This is a genomic window from Bacillus sp. FSL R5-0654 (genome assembly GCF_038008745.1).
Taxonomy (GTDB): Bacteria; Bacillota; Bacilli; order Bacillales; family Bacillaceae; genus Bacillus; species Bacillus safensis.
The window spans coordinates 1,813,735-1,833,262 of record NZ_JBBOZV010000001.1 but is presented as its reverse complement, the minus strand read 5'-3'; the positions used below and the strand labels follow the sequence as shown (position 1 = coordinate 1,833,262).

Sequence of the window (19,528 nt, the reverse complement as noted above, 5' to 3'; positions counted from 1 at the left end):
GAAAGGTGTGTGCATAATGGCTGATTTAATTGTACCGAAACAAAAAAGAGACAAAGAGGGAAATGTGCTGAGCATCACACCTCAATCAGCAGGTTGGACCTATATTGGCTTTGAGGTGTACACATTGACAAAAGGTGAAAACCTTCGTAAAAAAACAGGTGAAAATGAGGTGTGCATTGTCATTCTCTCAGGTAAACTTCATCTCCAAACGAAAGAAGAGACATGGAAAGAAATTGGCGAACGAATGAATGTTTTTGAGAAAACACCTCCTTTCTCCATTTATATACCAAACGATGATCATTACGAAATTGAAGCCATAACAGATATTGAGATTGCCGTTTGTAGTGCACCTGGAAAAGGCACATATCCAGCTCGTCTCATACTTCCTGAACGAGTAGGGGTTGAACATAGAGGCGCAGGTAATATTGCAAGACAGGTTCACAACATTTTACCCGAACATGAACCAGCTGACCACCTGCTTGTTGTGGAAGTATTTACACCCGAAGGAAACTGGTCGAGCTATCCGCCGCATAAACATGATCAAGATAATTTACCGCACGAATCTTATTTAGAAGAAACGTATTATCACAAAGTAAACCCAGAACAAGGTTTTGTTTTACAAAGAGTATATACAGATGATCTTTCACTAGATGAGACAATGGCTGTAAGAGATAGTTCCGCCGTTCTTGTACCAAAAGGATATCACCCTGTGTCAGCACCACCAGGCTATGAAATCTATTATTTGAATGTCATGGCAGGTCCAGTGAGAACTTGGAAGTTTCATAACAATGCTGAACATGAATGGGTGATGAAAAACAAATTGAGTATGAAAAGGGAGGGGCGCTGATGCTAGACTTATCATTTAAACAAGATCGGCAGCTTGATGTTATTGCAATGGGAAGATTATGTATTGATTTGAATGCGAACGAACTGAATAGGCCGATGGAAGAGACGATGTCTTTCACAAAATACGTCGGGGGGTCTCCAGCCAACATTGCCATTGGTTTAGCAAGGCTCGGTATGAAATCTGGATTCATTGGAAAAGTCGCTAACGATCAGATGGGACGTTTTGCAACAAGCTACTTGGAAAAGAACAACATCAATACAGACGGCATTGTCATAGATCAATCTGGTGCTGTCACGGGTCTTGCTTTTACTGAGATTAAGAGTCCCGAAGAATGCAGTATTTTAATGTACCGAGACAATGTAGCAGATTTAAAAATCGATGTCCAAGAAGTATCTGAACAATATATCAAAAAGGCGAAAGCCTTACTCATCTCAGGCACTGCGCTAGCAAAAAGTCCATCAAGAGAAGCAGTATTTGTGGCACTTGATTATGCACGTAAGCATCACGTAACTGTCTTCTTTGACCTGGATTATCGTCCATACACTTGGCAAACCGAGCAAGAAACAGCGATTTATTACAATTTAGCTGCTGAAAAATCAGACGTGATCATCGGCACAAGAGAAGAGTTTGATATGATGGAAAAACTCATAGCAGATGGACCGTCAAATGATGAATTAACCGCCAAAAAATGGTTTTCACACCATGCCAAAATCGTTGTTATTAAACATGGGGGTGATGGTTCCATCGCTTATACGCAGGATGGACAGTCATATCGAGGCGGCATCTTTAAAACAAAGGTCCTCAAAACATTCGGAGCGGGTGATTCATATGCTTCAGCCTTTATTTACGGGCTGATGAACAACATGTCCATTGAAGAAGCTATGCGTTTTGGAAGCGCTTCTGCCTCCATCGTAATTTCTAAGCATAGTTCATCAGATGCCATGCCCACAGTTAAAGAAATCAAAGACTTTATAAACGAAACAAAAGTTGAACAATCACAACCAATTTAACCGTAGAGGAGAGAATACCATGGCTAAAACAACTGTCAAAACATTAAAAAATTATATTGGAGGAGAATGGGTAAATGCTGAAACAAGTCAAACTGAACCCGTTTATAATCCAGCAACAGGGAAAATCATTGCAGAAGTTCCCCTATCAACAAAAGGAGATGTAGAACGAGCAGTTCAAGCAGCAAAAGAAGCGTTTTCCAGCTGGTCTAAAACCCCTGTACCAAGACGTGCACGTATTCTCTTTAAATATCAGCAATTATTAGTCGAAAAATGGGAAGAATTAGCCGAACTGGTTACGCTCGAAAATGGAAAAAGCTTAACTGAAGCACGCGGAGAAGTACAGCGAGGCATTGAATGCGTCGAATTCGCAGCAGGTGCCCCAACTTTAATGATGGGAAAACAGCTGCCAGATATTGCGACTGGACTTGAATCAGGCATGTACCGCTATCCTATTGGCGTCATTGGCGGCATTACGCCATTTAACTTTCCAATGATGGTTCCTTGCTGGATGTTCCCGCTTGCCATTGCCTGCGGAAATACGTTTGTCTTAAAACCTTCAGAACGTACGCCTGTTCTTGCGGCACGGTTAGCAGAGCTGTTTGAAGAAGCGGGTCTTCCAAAAGGTGTTCTTAACATAGTCAATGGGGCTCACGATGTCGTTAACGGCCTGCTTGAACATCAAAACGTCAAAGCTATTTCATTTGTCGGCTCTCAGCCAGTCGCAGAATATGTCTATAAAAAAGGAACAGAGCATGGCAAACGTGTCCAAGCACTTGCAGGGGCTAAAAATCACTCCATTGTCCTAAAAGACGCAGATATAGATGCAGCCGTCAAACAAATTGTTGGTGCTGCCTTTGGCTCTGCTGGAGAAAGATGTATGGCTGCAGCTGTTGTCACAGTAGAAGAAGATATCGCTGACGAGCTCATTCAAAAATTAATCGCTGAATCCAATCAAATGGTCATTGGAAATGGCATGAATGAAGATGTTTTCCTCGGCCCAGTCATTCGGGAAAGTCACAAAGAACGAACGCTTCAATATATTCAATCAGGTATTGAAGAAGGAGCGAGTCTCATTCGTGATGGCCGCAAAGATCGTGAAACAGAGGGAGAAGGATACTTTATCGGACCGACTATTTTTGATCATGTAACAAAAGAAATGAAAATTTGGCAGGACGAAATTTTCGCTCCCGTTTTATCCATTGTTCGCGTTTCATCGCTTGCTGATGCTATTGAAATTGCCAATGAGTCTAAATTTGCAAATGGTGCCTGCCTTTACACTGATAGTGCATCAAGTGTGAGGGAATTCCGCGAGAATATTGATGCAGGCATGTTAGGTATTAATGTCGGCGTTCCAGCACCAATGGCATTTTTCCCATTCTCAGGTTGGAAAGATTCATTCTATGGCGACCTGCACGCAAATGGCACGGACGGTGTTGAATTTTATACTAGAAAGAAAATGGTCACCGCTCGTTATATGTAATACAACATACTCCTATCAATTTCAAAACAGCTGTGCGAAAAGCACAAAAACAGGAGGTCACTAGATGGAATTAAAGATTGGTGTTATTGGTATAGGTGCCATTGGTCAAGATCATATGAAACGAATTACAAATACGCTGTCTAAAGGAAGAGTGGTGGCTGTTACTGATGTGAACAGACAGCAGGCAAAAGCCATCGTAGATGCATTCAGCCTTGATGCACGTATTTATGAGGATGGCCATCAACTCATTCAATCAGATGAGGTAGATGCCGTTATCGTCACATCATGGGGGCCGACACATGAAGAATATGTGTTAGCTGCTATTGAAGCTAATAAACCTGTTTTTTGTGAAAAACCACTTGCAACCACAGCAGAAGGCTGCATTCGTATAGTCGAGGCTGAAATGAAGAAAGGGAAATTACTCGTACAGGTTGGATATATGCGCCGGTACGATTCGGGATATCGCGCTTTAAAACAAGTACTGGATGAAGGACAAGTAGGTGAACCATTAATAATTCATGCTGCACATAGAAACCAAACCGTCCCTGACACATATACAGGAGATATGTCAATTGTCGATACATTCATTCATGAAATCGATGTCCACCGCTGGTTACTAAATGATGAATACGTATCCGTACAAGTCATTGCACCTAAAAAAACGCAGCAAGCTGCTGAGCACTTACAAGATCCTTTAATAGTGATCATGAAGACGCAACAAGGAACCATCATCAACAGCGAAATATTCGTTCATTGTCAGTACGGCTATGACATTCAGTGTCAAATTGTCGGTGAAAAAGGAATTGCAAGTCTGCCTGATCCTGCCAGTGTCGTTTTGCATAGTCAGGCAACACGATCTACAAATATCTTAACAGACTGGCAGCATCGATTTAAGGCAGCCTATGACGAAGAATTGCAGGATTGGATCAATTCCTCCTTAAAAGGAGAAGTAAATGGACCTACTGCTTGGGATGGATATGTAGCTGCCGTAACAGCAGATGCTTGTCTTAAAGCAAAGGCAACTGGTGAGACAACACCAATCCATCTCCAAGAACGTCCAGCCTTTTATCATCAATCATTTGTCCCTGAAAAAGTATAATCAATTCAAAAGAAGAGGCTGCTGAAAGCAGTCTCTTTTTCATTCCAAAAAAGAAAAAATGCAGCTCCATCATGGGAGACTGCTTTTTTTGTTGTCTTCTAGTCAAAAAGTAAGGGTTTTCATCGTGATTCCAGCAAGGATTTGCCCTAGAAATCATTCTTTCTATTCATTCTTCATCAGTATCTATCAACATATTTTGAAATTGGGCCTAAACCCCAATATTAGGAAGATGAAAACAGGAGGAAATGAAACGATGAGGACGAGGATGAAGTGCGGCGTTGGTTTATTGATTTTTGCTTTGGTACTGAGCTTTTTACCGGTATATGATGCGAGTGCGGCAAGCACAACAATTGCAAAACGTGTAGGAAATGCAAACCCGCTCATAGACCACCACTTGGGCGCTGATCCGTTTGCGCTCACCTATAACGGAAGAGTGTACATTTATATGTCGAGTGATGACTATGAATATCACAGCAACGGAACGATTAAGGATAATTCTTTTGCCAATTTGAATAGGGTCTTCGTCATCTCTTCAGCAGATATGGTGAACTGGACAGATCATGGCGCGATTCCAGTAGCCGGTGCAAATGGAGCAAATGGCGGCAAAGGGATCGCTAAATGGGCAGGTGCTTCCTGGGCTCCATCAGCGGCGGTGAAAAAAATCAATGGGAAAGATAAATTTTTCCTTTATTTCGCGAACAGCGGCGGAGGGATTGGTGTTCTGACAGCAGACTCCCCAATCGGCCCATGGACAGATCCTATCGGAAAAGCGCTCGTCACGCCAAATACACCAGGAATGTCTGGGGTTGTATGGCTGTTTGATCCAGCCGTTTTTGTAGATGATGACGGCACTGGGTATTTATATGCCGGCGGAGGTGTACCAGGCGGTTCTAATCCAACGCAGGGACAATGGGCCAATCCGAAAACAGCAAGAGTCTTAAAACTAGGGCCTGATATGACAAGTGTTGTGGGCAGCGCCTCGACCATTGATGCTCCTTTTATGTTTGAAGACTCAGGGATGCATAAGTATAACGGAACCTATTACTATTCCTATTGCATCAACTTTGGCGGCTCCCACCCAGCAGATAAACCACCTGGTGAGATCGGTTATATGACGAGCTCAAGTCCGATGGGTCCCTTTACGTATAGAGGGCATTTCCTGAAAAATCCGGGTGCATTTTTCGGTGGAGGCGGTAACAACCATCATGCTGTGTTCAATTTTAAAAACGAGTGGTATGTCGTGTATCATACCCAAACGGTCAGCTCTGCCTTATACGGGGCAGGAAAAGGCTACAGATCTCCACATATAAATAAGCTTGTGCATAATGCTGACGGCTCCCTTCGAGAGGTTGCAGCCAATTTTGAAGGGGTCAAACAGCTTTCCAACCTGAATCCTTATCAGCGGGTAGAAGCTGAAACATTCGCATGGAATGGACGCATTTTGACAGAGGCATCTTCAGCTCCAGGCGGACCGGTCAATAACCAGCATGTCACAAACATTCAAAACGGAGATTGGGTGGCTGCCAGTAACGTCGATTTCGGATCAAACGGCGCAAGAACATTTAAAGCCAATGTAGCATCAAATGCAGGCGGAAAAATAGAAGTACGCCTCGGAAGCCCTGACGGCAGACTCGTTGGGACACTAAATGTCCCTCCCACAGGCGGAACAAACAATTGGCGAGAAGTAGAAACGACAGTAAAAGGAGCAACTGGCGTGCACAACGTATTTTTTGTCTTTACTGGAACAGGTTCAAACCTATTTCAGTTTGATTCCTGGCGGTTTACTCAATAACAAAGGATGACAAAATGATAGGAGAGTGGAAAAATTTGATTTCAATGATCAAAAAACCAATCTGTACTTTCTTGATCTGCTTCACCATGCTGTCTGTCATGTTCATCGGACCTGGTGTCACTGAAGTTTCAGCAGTAGATGCCAATATTAATATCAATGCAGAAAGACAAGTGATTCGCGGCTTTGGCGGAATGAACCACCCGGCTTGGATTGGTGATTTGACCGCACCTCAAAGGGAAACCGCTTTTGGCAATGGGCAGAATCAATTAGGGTTTTCCATTCTAAGAATTTTTGTAGATGAGAACAGAAATAATTGGCACAGAGAGGTCGCCACAGCCAAAAGAGCAATAGAGCATGGAGCTTTAGTGATCGCTTCACCTTGGAATCCTCCAAGCCATATGGTCGAGACTTTCAACCGTAATGGTACAACTGCAAAGCGTCTGAGATACAATCAATACGCTGCATATGCTCAGCATCTGAACGATTTTGTGACGTATATGAAAAATAATGGCGTCAATCTCTATGCGATATCAGTACAAAACGAGCCCGATTATGCACATGAATGGACATGGTGGACGCCTCAGGAAATCCTGCGTTTCATGAGAGAAAATGCCGGCTCCATTAATGCCCGCGTGATTGCACCAGAATCCTTTCAATACCTTAAAAATATATCAGATCCTATCTTAAATGATCCACAAGCGCTAGGAAATATGGACATTCTCGGAGCCCATTTGTACGGAACCCAAATCAGCCAGCTTCCGTATCCATTGTTCAAACAAAAAGGAGGGGGGAAGGAGCTTTGGATGACAGAGGTCTACTACCCGAACAGCGATAACAATTCAGCGGACCGCTGGCCTGAGGCATTAGGGGTTTCAGAGCATATTCACCATTCGATGGTGGAAGGTGACTTTCAGGCATATGTTTGGTGGTACATCCGCAGATCCTACGGCCCTATGAAGGAAGACGGCCTGATCAGTAAACGCGGTTACAACATGGCGCATTTCTCCAAGTTTGTACGCCCAGGATACGTCAGAATTGATGCAACGAAAAGTCCTGAACCAAATGTTTTCGTATCTGCCTACAAAGGAAACAATCAGGTCGTCATTGTCGCGATTAACAAAAACAATACAGGAGTCAATCAGCACTTTGTGATGCAAAATGGAACTGCTTCGCAAGCATCAAGATGGATTACGAGCAGCAACAGCAACCTTCAGCCGGGTACAGACTTAAATATATCAGGTAATCAATTTTGGGCTCATCTCCCGGCTCAAAGTGTGACAACATTTGTAGTCAAACGCTAAAAATTAATTGAATCACCAAAAGCCAATTTTCTTATTTTAAAAGAAAATTGGCTTTTTTTATGCAAATAGGAAGTTGATTTTTTCACTATGTTCTTACATTGGGTATAATAATGGCAATGACTTCAGGAGAGTGATCAATGTATGCCAAAGCATCAAAGCAAAGTATTAATGATCGATGACGAAAAAGAAATTTTGGAATTAATCAACACAGTATTAACAAGAGAAGGCATTGATCGTGTCATAACAGCTTCAACTGCCCGTGAGGGGCTCACGAAATTTCATCAAGAACAGCCCGATCTTGTCATACTTGATATTATGCTGCCAGACGGTGAAGGCTATGATATTTGCAGACAAATCAGAGAGACCTCCCATGTTCCGATTATCTTTTTATCAGCAAAGGGAGAGGAAACAGACAAAATTGTAGGACTTGCCATCGGCGGGGATGACTACATTACAAAACCATTCAGCCCAAAGGAAGTCGCCTACCGGGTGAAAGCGCAGCTGAGACGGCTCTCATACTTGCAGTCATTTCAAGCCGATCCCGTGATCAAAAAAGGGCCGTTTGAATTAAACGAGCAGCAAGCAGAACTGACGAAAAACGGCACGGTCATTGAGCTCACGCCGAAAGAGCTTCTGCTGATGACCTACTTCTTGCAGCATCCGAACCGCATCATCAGTAAAGAAACGCTTTATCAAACTGTTTGGGGGGAAGACTTCTTCGGTTCTGACAATACAGTGATGGTTCATATCCGAAGACTTCGGGAAAAAATAGAAAATTCCCCGTCAACACCAGAGTTTCTCGTTACAGTCAAAGGGCTTGGCTATAAATTTGTTGTAAAGGATGCGTAAGGATGAAATGGCGATTAACAGGCAGATATATGGTCTCTGTCATTATCGTGACCATAATCACAGTCTTTATCAACTTATTCGTATTTATGATTTGGCTCGTACTTCAGGCAAACAGCCAGCATAACGAGGAAAATACGCCGGAAACTTTTACAAGATCATTTGAACAATACGTCTCTTTTTCTGATCAAGGGATAACCGTAAACAAAGAAGGGCAGAAAGCCTTAAAACAACAGAATGCATGGATTCAAATTTTAGACGAAAATGGACAAGACGTGTATCATGCGCAGGCACCTAAAGGATTAAAGAACAAATATACACCGATTGACATCGTGAACTTACATAAATATAAAGATAAGCAATTATTATCGACCATTTATGCTGGCGGAAAAAAAGTAAAGGGCAAAGAATACAGTTACTTTATCGGATTTAAAGATCCTTCCATTGGAAAATACCTATTCTCGTTTGACACGAAGGATTTAGTAACAAGATTCAATATTGGGACGATGATTTTATTATCAATTGATGCCATCATAGCTTTACTCATTGGTTACTTATTCAGCCGGCAGCTCACAAAACCGCTCGGCCGTGCCATTCATAGCATCCAGCGGCTGGCAAACGGAGATTACACGACAAATCTGCCTGCTAAAGGAATTTATAAAGATGTCTTCTATAATATCAATCACTTATCAGAGCAGCTCGCTTCAAGCAAAAAAGAAAAAGACAAACTAGAGCAAATGCGTGAAGAATGGATCAGCCATATTTCTCATGATATTAAAACGCCGCTCGCTTCTATTCAAGGCTATGCAGAAATCATGAAAGACCCAAAGTATCCTCTTTCAAAGCAAGACATCAGACATTACGCGGGCATCATTGAGAATAAGTCATTGTATATCAAAGATGTTATGGAGGATCTGAATTTAACGACAAGGCTGAAAAATAACGGCGTCATGCTCAATAAAGAGCTGGTCAACATCGTGTCACTGCTGCGGGAAACGTTAATTGATATTTTAAACGATTCAAGATATGCGGATCAGACGATTGAGCTTCAAACGAATGAAGACAAGCTCATGCTGAATATTGATAAAATCCTCATTCGAAGAGCGGTTACCAATCTGATTTTAAATGCCCTCGTTCACAATGATCCTGATGTGACGATCATTGTACAGCTTGAACAAAAAGAAAAAACCCATATCACGATCCAAGACAACGGCAGAGGAATAGAAGAGGCAGAGCTGGAAAAAGTGTTTGACCGCTATTACAGGGGGACGAATACAGGAGTTTCACATGCTGGCTCTGGTCTTGGGATGGCCATTGCAAAGGATATTATCGTCAAGCACGGCGGGGACATCACGATCCGCAGCAGTGTAGGAAAAGGAACAACAATTGATATCCAACTACCAGCATAAAAATAGACAAAAAAAAACGGTTCTGTTCAACAACAGAACCGTTTTTTCACCTAATTATTTATTCTGAAAATACTTTGATGCCTTTCACAATGTTCCAAATGAAGAAGTAGATGGCAACAAGGAATGTCACTGCATATGTCCCAATTAAGAAAGGCCCCGCATGGCTGATATCTTTCATACCAAGTAAACCTGAACCAAGGATGCCAATACCAAAAATCAAATAAGGTATGACATGCGTCCATAATGATTTTTTCGCATGATATTTCACTTCGTCCTGACCTAAGAAATAGACGATAATTGGGAACAAAAATGGTGCGAAAAAGATACTGAAGTAACATAATGATGACAAGATTTTATTTTCTCTCAAAACGTTTCACCTCTATGATTTATTGACTACAAACACATTGTACTACCTCAACCTTAATCCGTATTAATCTGAACCTTACAGCAACCTTAAAAATGTTTACCTTTTAAAATAATTTATAAACGACATAATATAATATAGGTATTTAAATCTATTTTACCGAAAAAAATAGTTGACTTTGGTTTATCCTGTGTTTACAATAAAGTCGTAACCGATGCAGGAGTGTTACTGATATCATCAGGCACCACCAAGTCAGGTAAACATGTTGTACATTTGTACGTTGTTTGCTGAGATTTTGGTGTTTTTTTTATGCTTTTTTAGCAGTTTTAGGTAAGGTGGGATGAAGATGTTCACCGTCGTTAAAGTTTTAAACAATAATATTGTATTAGCTCTAACAGACACTCAAAATGAAGTAGTTGTTTTTGGTACAGGAATAGGCTTTAAGAAGAAAAAGGGTGATACACTTGATGAGAGCGCTGTCAGTAAGACGTTTTATTCTGATCAGACGTCTCCATTAGAATCTCAACTTGCCGCTATCCCAACTGATATCCTTTTATTAACTGAAAAAATCATTCATATGGGCGAAGAGATGTTGAATAAAAAATTAGGTTCTAGCATGCTGTTTTCGCTATCTGATCATCTTACCTTTTCTATTCAAAGGCATCAAGAAAAAATGGAATATGAAAACCCTATTGTATGGGAAATTCCACATCTATATTTTCAAGAATATCAAATTGGGAAAAAAGCACTTAAAATTATTCAAAAAATGATGGGAATTACTTTTCATGATACAGAGGCTTCACTCATTGCCCTTCATTTTGTAAACGCTCAAATAGATGGTCAGTCTATGGGAGATACGATCAAAATGACCCATCTCACGAAGGAAATCGTTAAGATTATTCAAAACATTTTCGAGATGGTATTAGATAAATCATCAATAGATTATTCGAGGTTTATCACTCATTTGAGATATTTTATTGTCAGACAAGAAACAAATCAACCGCCTCAGCAAATGGATGATTCATTAAAAGAATTAATTCAGGATCGTTATATGAAGAGCTATGCATGCGGTTTAATTATTAAAGAAATGTTAAAGCGGGAATTCAATTGGAATGTCACTGAAGACGAACTTGTTTTTCTAGTCATTCATATTGAAAGAATTACAAAGAAACATCAACAGAATAAATGATTTCTTTTAGGCGTGTTATGAAAAAGCATTAACCTAAACAAATCTCCATTTAGAAGTCTTTCTAATGGTGGATTTTGTTTAGGTTTTTTTTGTGAAAATGAAGGGGTGAAGACATGGGAAACAAAGAATTGGCGCAAGAAATTATCAAATTAATGGGTGGAACCGGCAATATATCTCAAAGCTGGCATTGTATTACGAGGCTGAGATTTAATATCAACGATGAAAAACAGGTGAAAGTAGATGAACTGAAAACAGTAGACGGTGTGCTGGGAGCGCAATTCCAAAGCGGACAATTCCAAGTCATTATTGGAGCAAAGGTTGCAGAAGTCTATGAGGAAATCGACCATCTGATTGGAGAGAGCAGCAATGATTCTACTTCTGCTAAAAATACGTCAAAAATGAATCCAATCGAAGTCGTATTCGATGTCATTAGCGGAATTTTCACACCCATTTTGCCGGCGATTGTTGGTAGTGGATTGATTAAAGGGATCATGGCTTTGTTCGTTAGTTTAGGCTGGATGACGGAAAAAAGCTCTACCTATGCTGTGCTTCAAATCTTTTCAAATGCAGTCTTTTACTTTTTACCTTTCCTCATCGCTTATTCTGCAGCGAAGAAATTTAAAACACGAGAATCTCTCGCGATGGCCTTGGCTGGGATTTTATTGTATCCCACGATGGTGGAAGGTGCAGTAAAAGGGGCAGATCCACTTAGTTTTTTAGGGTTGAGTATTCCATTATATAATTATACTTCTTCAGTCTTACCGATTATTTTAGGCGTGCTGCTGCTTAGCTTTGTCGATAAATGGATGACGAAAGTGATTCCAAAGTCCTTAAGTATCGTGTTTACACCAGTACTGAGCTTAATGATCACAGCGCCTCTTACACTAGCTTTCATAGCTCCTGTTGGAAACGTTTTCGGCCAGTATTTAGAGATCTTTTTCACTTCTTTATTCCATTTTGCTGGACCGATTGCAGGTTTATTAATGGGAGGCCTCATGCCTTTAATTGTGTTAACTGGGATGCATTACGCATTCTTCCCAAGCACGTTTGCCAGCTTTGAAAAAGTTGGTTACGATGTCATGCTGCTTCCGATGAACTTTATTGCCAATATGGCACAAGCAGGCGCCGTTTTAGGTGTCATCATTCGCACAAAACGAGTAGAAACAAGGTCTTTAGCGTTATCAACCTTGCTTCCGAGTTTCTTTGGTATCACAGAACCAGCCATTTATGGCGTAACACTGAGACTGAAAAAGCCTTTCTATGCTTCATTAATAGGCGGCGCAGTTGGCGGATGTTTTTATGGTTTATTCTCAGTCAAAACGACAGCATTTTCAATTCCAGGTATTACATCTCTGCCAACTTACATTATGAAAGGCACAAACAATTTCCAGCTGGCTCTAATTGGAATAGCACTGAGCTTTTTAGTATCCCTGCTAGTCACTATGTTCCTTGGTTTTAAGGAACCTGCCACAAAAGAAGAAGATCAGCCGGAAAAACAGGAGAAGCCATCTAAAAATCCAGAGAATGCAGTCAATCAACAAGCTGCCAGACAAGTAAATCCTTATGAAGTACAAGCACCTATAACTGGTAAAGTCGTTCCTTTATCTGACGTAAATGATGCCGTCTTTTCAAGCGAAATGATGGGCAAGGGAGTAGCGATTATACCTGATAAGGGGGTGGTACAAGCGCCGTTTGCCGGAAAAGTAGTGACCGTTACACCTACTAAACATGCAATAGGTTTGGTTTCAGATGATGGGGTTGAATTATTAATACATGTAGGGATTGATACCGTCACCCTAAATGGTCAATTCTTTGAGGTATTGGTGGAAGAAGGAGATGAAATCAACATCGGGGATCATTTATTATCCTTTGATATAGAAGGAATTCAATCAAAAGGATTAGATGTCGTGACACCTATGATCGTCACTAATTCCTCGAAGTACCTGGATGTTATTTATACAGGTGACTCTTATGTCAACGCAGGAGAAAATAAACTCTTAATGCTCATTCATTAATCAAAATAGAAGGGATGATTGAAATGAAAGAATTAAAAAAAGGATTTTCAGATAATTTTCTATGGGGTGGCGCAACCGCTGCCAATCAAATTGAGGGTGCATATTTAGAAGGTGGAAAAGGGCTGTCAACTTCAGACTTCGCTGCATATAAAGATCCTTATGCACAAGGAAAAGTGAACAACTTTACATTCGATGTGAGTTCAGCTGAACTAAACAAGTACAAGGAAAGTCCTGATGCATTTGATTTCCCAAAAAGACGCGGAATTGATTTTTATCATCGTTATGAAGAAGATATTGCACTGTTTGCAGAAATGGGATTTAAAGTATTTCGTTTGTCTATCTCATGGGCAAGAATCTTTCCAACAGGCTTAGAGGACAAGCCGAATGAAGAAGGATTGGCTTTTTACGATAAAGTATTTGATGAATGTGCGAAATATGGAATTGAACCGCTAGTAACGATGTCTCATTATGAAATGCCGATTACTTTAACAGAAAAATATAATGGATGGATGAGTAGAGAGCTTGTCCCATTGTTCGAAAAATACGCACGTGCGATTTTAGAAAGATATAAAAACAAAGTGAAATATTGGATTACGTTTAATGAAATGAATATGAACCTCAATAGCCTTTATACAGGTGCTGGAATTTTAGAGGATCTAGTAGACCATAAATTACAAGCTGCTTACCAAGCATCTCATCATCAATTTGTGGCAAGTGCCTTAACAGTGAAGGCTGCGAAGGAAATCATTCCAGATGTCCAAATTGGCTGTATGATTAACCAGATTGAAGCCTATGCAAAAACAACAAAACCAGAGGATCAGCTGCAGGCAGTCAAATCGAATCAATTGAATATGTTCTATCCAGATGTACAAGCTAGAGGCGAATATCCAACATACATGGTGAAATACTTTGCTGATAATCAAATCAAGCTGGATATTAAAGAGCAGGATGAACAAATTTTAAAAGAAGGCACGGTTGATTTTGTTGCGATCAGCTACTATATGTCACACGTAGCAGAAGCACGTGAAGATGCAGCTGAGCTAGCGGGTACGTTTGACAGTCCGATTAAAAATGAACACTTGGAATTATCACAATGGGATTGGCCAATCGATCCAATGGGTCTGCGCATTTCATTAATTAAACTGTATGACAGATACCAAAAACCTTTATTTGTTTGTGAAAATGGACTTGGTGCAAGGGATACATTGACACAAGACGGAAAAGTACACGATGATTATCGAATTGATTATTTGAAAAAACATATTGAACAGATGAAAGAAGCCGTAAAAGAAGGTGTTGACCTAATGGGGTACACACCTTGGGGCTGCATTGACTTAATCAGCTGCGGAACATCTCAAATGACTAAACGCTATGGTTTGATCTATGTGGATCAAGACGACCAAGGAAATGGTACACTGAATCGTTACCGCAAAGACTCATTCTTCTGGTACAAAAATGTAATCGCATCAAATGGAGAAGACCTATAAAAGCAAATTGAATGATGTAAAACACCATCTCAGGGCGCCTTAACCGGCTGCATGCGATGGTGTTTTGTTTTTTACGAAAACGTATCTTGACCTTGAAGTATACTTCAACCTTTATAATGTAAATATAGAAAGACAAAATTACGAAAAAGGGGTAACGATGGAGTTGATGACTAGAGGAGAACTTGCCAAACAAACAGGAATAAGCCCTGCCGCAATTCGTTACTATGAAGAACACAACATTTTACCTGTCCCGAGACGCCGTTCGAACGGTTATAGACTATACACAGAAGATTATATTGTGAAAATTCAATTGATCAAAGATGCCAAATCATTGGGTTATTCACTAAAGGAAATAAAAGAAATATTGGAAATGCTGAGTCAAGACATAGAACTTGATACTTTAAAAAGAATTGTACATCAAAAACATGAAGAAATTGAAAAGAAAATTGACAGTCTCCGTCTCATACAAGACCTTTTATCTAACTTATTAAAGACTCCTGAGAAAGAAGTACAAGTGTATCTCAAATCATTTCGTATGATGAATCAGGATGACGAATAAACATATCTGCTTAAAGTAAAGGAGAGGAAACAAAATGAGTATCGACATTTTTAATGGAGAACGTTCTGAAGAAAGTATTCAATTTGAAACATTATTCACGTCCCAAAGTAATAAAGAGAGTTTTGCTAGTGTCGAAAAAACCAAAAATCTTCTGTCTCAAATAGAAAATATAAAGCCTTATGCAATCGGAGACGATGTGAAATTAAAGAGTGAGATAAAGGAGCAGACTTTCGAAGAAATGCAGGTTTTCACATTGAATGACCAAATGTCGCAAAAACAAAAGGTGATTTTATATATACATGGTGGTGCCTGGGTAAACCAGCCTCTCGATTTCCATTGGTGGTACATGAATAAAATGGCTAGGTCCCTTAACGCCAAAGTGATCGCTCCTATTTACCCTAAATTACCTCATTACAGCTACCAAGATACCTATCCAAAAATTCTAAATCTATATAAAGAAATACTAAAAACAATTGAGAGTACCGATCAATTAACGATCATGGGTGATTCAGCGGGCGGAAATATCTCTCTTGGCCTTGCGCACCTCTTAAAGATGGAAGGTCTGCCGCAGCCGAAGGATATCATTTTATTATCTGCATGTGTTGATATGAGTTTAAGCAATCCTCTTATATTTGAATATGCCGATAAAGATCCCATTCTAGCGCCAGAAGGAATAGATGTCATTACAAAAATGTGGGCAGCAGATAAAAAGGTAACTGACCCATTAATCAGTCCAATTCACGGTGACTTTAACGGTCTTGCGAAGATCACTCATTTTATTGGAACACATGATATTTTATATCCAGATGCACTAAAACTTGATGAAAAGCTAACAGAACAAGGAATTGACATGAAAACCTTTGTTTATCCAGAAATGCTGCATGTATTTGTCGTCATGCCAATCCCTGAGGCACAAGACGCTCAGGAAAAAATCATTCAGGTGATAAATAGTTAGATGCTCTTTTCACATATCAAAATGCTCCGGCTTGAATATTTGAAAGCTTAGCGAAATGGGCTGCTTACTGAAAGCAGTCTTTTTCCATTCAACATGACATACATTTAGAATGTCAATCCGCCTCAGATTAAACATTCCTTAAATTCCATTTTTTGTTTACAACGTGCGGATTTCCTATTAATATGATACATATTCGGTTGTTCACCGGTTCATAAAGGAGAGTGACATGATGAGTGTTTTCTTTCTTCATCCCATGGCGCTAATCTTATTTACACTGCCTTTGTTATCTTTGGTATGGGGGATTGTTGGCTACTGCATCTTTAAGCGAGTTTACATCGTTCTTATCATCACATTTGCAGTCTCCACTATTTTCATATTTGCCTATACTGGGTTTGACATGTCAAATATGTATTGGGTCGTGGTCATGACCTTTTTATGCATGTGTACCTCTGTCATCACAAAAATCATTCGATATATGTATGCCCGCTATAAAAGAGCATAACGAAAAAGCTGATGGTCACAAAAATCAGCTTTTTTGTATCCATTCTTCATCTAGCGGAACCGCCCATTATCTGAAGTTTGGTATAATAGATCAGTATATTCAAAACGAGCATAGAAGGGCGAAGGGGACACAATGCACACATTTGATCTTACTCCAAAAGATGTAGAGTTAATAGACGAAGCAAAAAAGAAGATTACGAGCCTTTATGAAGAGGATAAACACCATGTAGGAGCCGCTATCCGCATGAAAACAGGAGAAATGATCTCGGCTGTCCATATAGAAGCGTATATCGGACGGGTAACGGTTTGTGCAGAAGCCATTGCAATTGGCAGTGCTTTATCGAATGGATATAAAGATTTTGATACAACATCCATATTCAGATGAAGAGGATAGAAGATTGAGGGTCGTAAGCCCTTGCGGCATCTGCAGAGAGCTCATTTCAGATTTCGGACCAGAATGTTTTGTCATCATAGAAATAGATGGCGAACTAGTCAAAGTGAAAATCGGGGAACTGATTCCACTCAAATATACTAGAAGTTGATGTACGACCTAGACTTAGCAGGAAGAGGGACGCATCAAGCGTTCTCTTTGTTACATTCCAGATAACTGAAAAATCGCTCCACAAAATCAGCCCCATGTATGTTCTCCATATGCGCCGTGTTAAAAATATATTGTTCCATATGCTCAAGCCTGCGCAGGCTGCGTACCAGTACTTTCCGATCCTCGTCAGAAAGATGAGGGTCATGATTTATCTTCAGCAATGCCTGTTTGACACGCGCGGAGACCTTTTCAACATATAGATGGTTTTTGGAAGCTGGCGGAATACATTGCGACAGGTCACAGCCTGTAAAGCGAACACCGTCAAGAATGCAGTTTTCAAAGTTGGCGATCAGCTTTTGTTTACCATTTCCCTCAAACGTTATATCCACTAGCTTACCGGTAAAGGTACAATGAACGATATTCGCTGCTTGTAAAATGCGGTCATTAAACCTGCATTGATAAAATGTACAGTTGATAAACGCAGCATTTTCCAATGTCATTCCTCTCATATCACAGGAGGAAAATTCGCAATTCGTAAAAACAGCCTCGCCTTTAGCAATCCCAACAGAGCGCAAATCGGAACGAATAAACGTACAATGCTCAATCGTACTACCTGCAAAGAATCTCGCATTCGTCAGATCACACGTATTAAATACAAGATGACGCAGCTGACAGTTCCAAAATATAGGTGAATGAACATTCGAGTTATTGATGGTCGTTCCGCTTATCGTTTCATGTTCATACCTGACAATATCAGAAAATATTTCGTTGTCTACTGACATTCCAGACTCAAGCCTTCTCATTGTGATCACCTATCATTTCTTCAGAATCTTTTCCAATGATGAATACCTTCCAGCAAGTTCATTTCGGTTTCACTAAGCGGTTGGCACTGACAAGTTATTATATCATAAAGCTAGAAACATAAAGAGGGTGGTCATCGTTTTGAAAAGCGCTTATATCAAAATGTGTATTTCACATTCATTTTTTGATCATTACATTCTGCAAAAGCCTGTACATGTGGAAAGTCTGTCATACGATGGCGTGGAAAACGAGCAGAAAGTGATGACCTGATGGTCTCATGTCTATTGCATGGCTGACAGGTGCTATCATGGAGAAACTAAGAAGGATGATTTTTTTATTTGTTTCTATTTCTGTTCCCCAGAATAGATATCCGCAACGATTTTTAAAAAAGCCTTCAAAGCACGTGTTTTATATCGATCTTTCTTCACGACAATGCCAATTTTCCAGGGAATATATTGACTGCTAATTGGTTTTACACAAATGTCCTCTCTGTACATATCCGTTAAAGGACTTGGAAGGATCGCCACTCCAAGTTCATCACGAACTAATGTCAAAAGCAAATCCCATTGTGTTGTGCTGTAAGCGATGTTGGGAACAAAATGTTCCTTACGGCAGCTATCTAAAATCACTTGACTCAACGCAAATGAAGAATCAAACAATATCCAGTTATCCTCTTTAAGCTGTTCGAGTGAGAGCTGTTGTTCATCTTTTAAAGCGTGATTTTTTGGTAAACAAGCCACAAATGGCGCTTCAAAAATGAGTTGTTCTTCTAATTCATGACTTTGCGCAGGTATGACAACAAAGGCAACATCTACTTCGCCTTTCTCAACGAGTTTTTCTACATGCAAGCCGCCCTCTTCAATCATTTCGAGCGTCACATCTGGATGCTTTTTAGTAAAAGACTTTGCCACTTTGGAAAAGAAAAAGGTACCAATTATTTGTGGCAGACCGATCTTTAAATGGCCGCGAATATGCGTCTCGGTATCACCCAGCTCCATTTGCAGCTCATTCATTTGCTGCAGCACCGCAATCGCTTTTTCATATACAAGCTGTCCTTCATCCGTTAACCTAAAAATTCGATTTGACCGATCGAATAGGATGACACCCAGTTTTTTCTCTAATTTTTGAATGGTTTTAGAAAGGGAAGGCTGTGCGATAAAAAGCTTTTCACTTGCTCTTGAAAAACTTCCACATTCCGCAATTGTTTTAAAAATTTCAAAGTCCCGTATGTTCATTTTATCCTCCCATTATTCCAATAAGGCATACTCATTATGATGATGATATATTGTACATGATAAACATTTATTTTTACACTGAGAATAAGGAGGGGGT

The 19,528-nt window shown here is 40.1% G+C and carries 17 protein-coding genes and 1 pseudogene; 15 read left to right on the top strand and 3 right to left on the bottom strand.

What is annotated here, in order from left to right; all coding sequences use genetic code 11:
- Window positions 1-16 precede the first annotated feature (16 nt).
- From iolB to NSS76_RS09115, 8 genes are all read left to right on the top strand, one after another.
- Entirely contained in the window at window positions 17-847 is an 831-nt protein-coding gene (iolB, locus tag NSS76_RS09150) for a 5-deoxy-glucuronate isomerase (RefSeq protein ID WP_151039530.1), read from the top strand.
- On the top strand, window positions 847-1,857 hold the full coding sequence (gene iolC / locus NSS76_RS09145) for a 5-dehydro-2-deoxygluconokinase (protein ID WP_341081883.1): 1,011 nt from the start codon (window positions 847-849) through the stop codon (window positions 1,855-1,857). Before iolB ends, iolC begins: the two co-directional genes overlap by 1 nt.
- 19 nt (window positions 1,858-1,876) lie before the next feature.
- Window positions 1,877-3,337 carry a CoA-acylating methylmalonate-semialdehyde dehydrogenase gene (locus tag NSS76_RS09140; protein WP_149126597.1) on the top strand — a complete coding sequence of 487 codons (1,461 nt, stop codon included), beginning with the start codon at window positions 1,877-1,879 and terminating at the stop codon, window positions 3,335-3,337.
- A gap of 64 nt (window positions 3,338-3,401) precedes the next feature.
- Window positions 3,402-4,436, top strand: a complete 1,035-nt coding sequence (locus NSS76_RS09135; protein WP_044334537.1) for a Gfo/Idh/MocA family oxidoreductase — start codon at window positions 3,402-3,404, stop codon at window positions 4,434-4,436.
- A 253-nt stretch (window positions 4,437-4,689) separates the two neighbouring features.
- A complete protein-coding gene (locus NSS76_RS09130) occupies window positions 4,690-6,228 on the top strand; it encodes a glycoside hydrolase family 43 protein (RefSeq protein WP_341081881.1) in 1,539 nt (512 codons plus the stop codon).
- A gap of 35 nt (window positions 6,229-6,263) precedes the next feature.
- Entirely contained in the window at window positions 6,264-7,529 is a 1,266-nt protein-coding gene (locus tag NSS76_RS09125) for a glucuronoxylanase (protein ID WP_122631330.1), read from the top strand.
- 141 nt (window positions 7,530-7,670) lie between these two features.
- Window positions 7,671-8,378, top strand: coding sequence for a response regulator transcription factor (locus tag NSS76_RS09120; protein WP_122631331.1), 708 nt, complete (start codon window positions 7,671-7,673; stop codon window positions 8,376-8,378).
- 2 nt (window positions 8,379-8,380) lie between these two features.
- On the top strand, window positions 8,381-9,784 hold the full coding sequence (locus NSS76_RS09115; RefSeq protein WP_257802828.1) for a sensor histidine kinase: 1,404 nt from the start codon (window positions 8,381-8,383) through the stop codon (window positions 9,782-9,784).
- Between the two features lie 58 nt (window positions 9,785-9,842).
- Here the strand turns inward: NSS76_RS09115 and NSS76_RS09110 are convergent, their stop codons facing one another.
- The gene (locus tag NSS76_RS09110; protein WP_257802829.1) at window positions 9,843-10,151 is read right to left on the bottom strand and encodes a DUF4870 domain-containing protein; all 309 of its coding nucleotides are present in this window, start codon (window positions 10,149-10,151) and stop codon (window positions 9,843-9,845) included.
- A gap of 343 nt (window positions 10,152-10,494) precedes the next feature.
- Here NSS76_RS09110 and NSS76_RS09105 point away from each other — a divergent pair, with 343 nt between their 5' ends.
- From NSS76_RS09105 to NSS76_RS09075, 7 genes and pseudogenes are all read left to right on the top strand, one after another.
- Complete coding sequence (locus tag NSS76_RS09105; RefSeq protein ID WP_073205807.1) at window positions 10,495-11,337, top strand: PRD domain-containing protein; 843 nt, start codon at window positions 10,495-10,497, stop codon at window positions 11,335-11,337.
- 113 nt (window positions 11,338-11,450) lie between these two features.
- Window positions 11,451-13,352: a beta-glucoside-specific PTS transporter subunit IIABC gene (locus NSS76_RS09100; protein ID WP_341081871.1), complete on the top strand. Its 1,902-nt coding sequence runs from the start codon at window positions 11,451-11,453 to the stop codon at window positions 13,350-13,352.
- A gap of 23 nt (window positions 13,353-13,375) precedes the next feature.
- Window positions 13,376-14,839, top strand: coding sequence for a glycoside hydrolase family 1 protein (locus tag NSS76_RS09095; RefSeq protein ID WP_171464276.1), 1,464 nt, complete (start codon window positions 13,376-13,378; stop codon window positions 14,837-14,839).
- Between the two features lie 157 nt (window positions 14,840-14,996).
- Window positions 14,997-15,398, top strand: a complete 402-nt coding sequence (locus NSS76_RS09090; protein ID WP_024425176.1) for a MerR family transcriptional regulator — start codon at window positions 14,997-14,999, stop codon at window positions 15,396-15,398.
- A gap of 34 nt (window positions 15,399-15,432) precedes the next feature.
- Window positions 15,433-16,353 carry an alpha/beta hydrolase fold domain-containing protein gene (locus tag NSS76_RS09085; RefSeq protein ID WP_024425175.1) on the top strand — a complete coding sequence of 307 codons (921 nt, stop codon included), beginning with the start codon at window positions 15,433-15,435 and terminating at the stop codon, window positions 16,351-16,353.
- A 229-nt stretch (window positions 16,354-16,582) separates the two neighbouring features.
- Complete coding sequence (locus tag NSS76_RS09080; protein ID WP_024425174.1) at window positions 16,583-16,855, top strand: DUF2651 family protein; 273 nt, start codon at window positions 16,583-16,585, stop codon at window positions 16,853-16,855.
- A gap of 132 nt (window positions 16,856-16,987) precedes the next feature.
- Window positions 16,988-17,396, top strand: a pseudogene (locus tag NSS76_RS09075) (cytidine deaminase).
- Window positions 17,397-17,430: 34 nt separating this feature from the next.
- Here the strand turns inward: NSS76_RS09075 and NSS76_RS09070 are convergent.
- The gene (locus NSS76_RS09070; protein ID WP_044334521.1) at window positions 17,431-18,198 is read right to left on the bottom strand and encodes a pentapeptide repeat-containing protein; all 768 of its coding nucleotides are present in this window, start codon (window positions 18,196-18,198) and stop codon (window positions 17,431-17,433) included.
- A gap of 342 nt (window positions 18,199-18,540) precedes the next feature.
- Window positions 18,541-19,431, bottom strand: coding sequence for a LysR family transcriptional regulator (locus tag NSS76_RS09065; RefSeq protein ID WP_257802831.1), 891 nt, complete (start codon window positions 19,429-19,431; stop codon window positions 18,541-18,543).
- Window positions 19,432-19,528 lie beyond the last annotated feature (97 nt).

Bases quoted from the DNA above. Each gene is read 5' to 3' on its own strand.
- iolB (WP_151039530.1), top strand. From the start codon at position 17: ATGGCTGATTTAATTGTACCGAAACAAAAAAGAGACAAAGAGGGAAAT.
- iolC (WP_341081883.1), top strand. From the start codon at position 847: ATGCTAGACTTATCATTTAAACAAGATCGGCAGCTTGATGTTATTGCA.
- NSS76_RS09140 (WP_149126597.1), top strand. From the start codon at position 1,877: ATGGCTAAAACAACTGTCAAAACATTAAAAAATTATATTGGAGGAGAA.
- NSS76_RS09135 (WP_044334537.1), top strand. From the start codon at position 3,402: ATGGAATTAAAGATTGGTGTTATTGGTATAGGTGCCATTGGTCAAGAT.
- NSS76_RS09130 (WP_341081881.1), top strand. From the start codon at position 4,690: ATGAGGACGAGGATGAAGTGCGGCGTTGGTTTATTGATTTTTGCTTTG.
- NSS76_RS09120 (WP_122631331.1), top strand. From the start codon at position 7,671: ATGCCAAAGCATCAAAGCAAAGTATTAATGATCGATGACGAAAAAGAA.
- NSS76_RS09115 (WP_257802828.1), top strand. From the start codon at position 8,381: ATGAAATGGCGATTAACAGGCAGATATATGGTCTCTGTCATTATCGTG.
- NSS76_RS09105 (WP_073205807.1), top strand. From the start codon at position 10,495: ATGTTCACCGTCGTTAAAGTTTTAAACAATAATATTGTATTAGCTCTA.
- NSS76_RS09100 (WP_341081871.1), top strand. From the start codon at position 11,451: ATGGGAAACAAAGAATTGGCGCAAGAAATTATCAAATTAATGGGTGGA.
- NSS76_RS09095 (WP_171464276.1), top strand. From the start codon at position 13,376: ATGAAAGAATTAAAAAAAGGATTTTCAGATAATTTTCTATGGGGTGGC.
- NSS76_RS09090 (WP_024425176.1), top strand. From the start codon at position 14,997: ATGGAGTTGATGACTAGAGGAGAACTTGCCAAACAAACAGGAATAAGC.
- NSS76_RS09085 (WP_024425175.1), top strand. From the start codon at position 15,433: ATGAGTATCGACATTTTTAATGGAGAACGTTCTGAAGAAAGTATTCAA.
- NSS76_RS09080 (WP_024425174.1), top strand. From the start codon at position 16,583: ATGAGTGTTTTCTTTCTTCATCCCATGGCGCTAATCTTATTTACACTG.
- NSS76_RS09070 (WP_044334521.1), bottom strand. From the start codon at position 18,198: ATGAGAAGGCTTGAGTCTGGAATGTCAGTAGACAACGAAATATTTTCT.
- NSS76_RS09065 (WP_257802831.1), bottom strand. From the start codon at position 19,431: ATGAACATACGGGACTTTGAAATTTTTAAAACAATTGCGGAATGTGGA.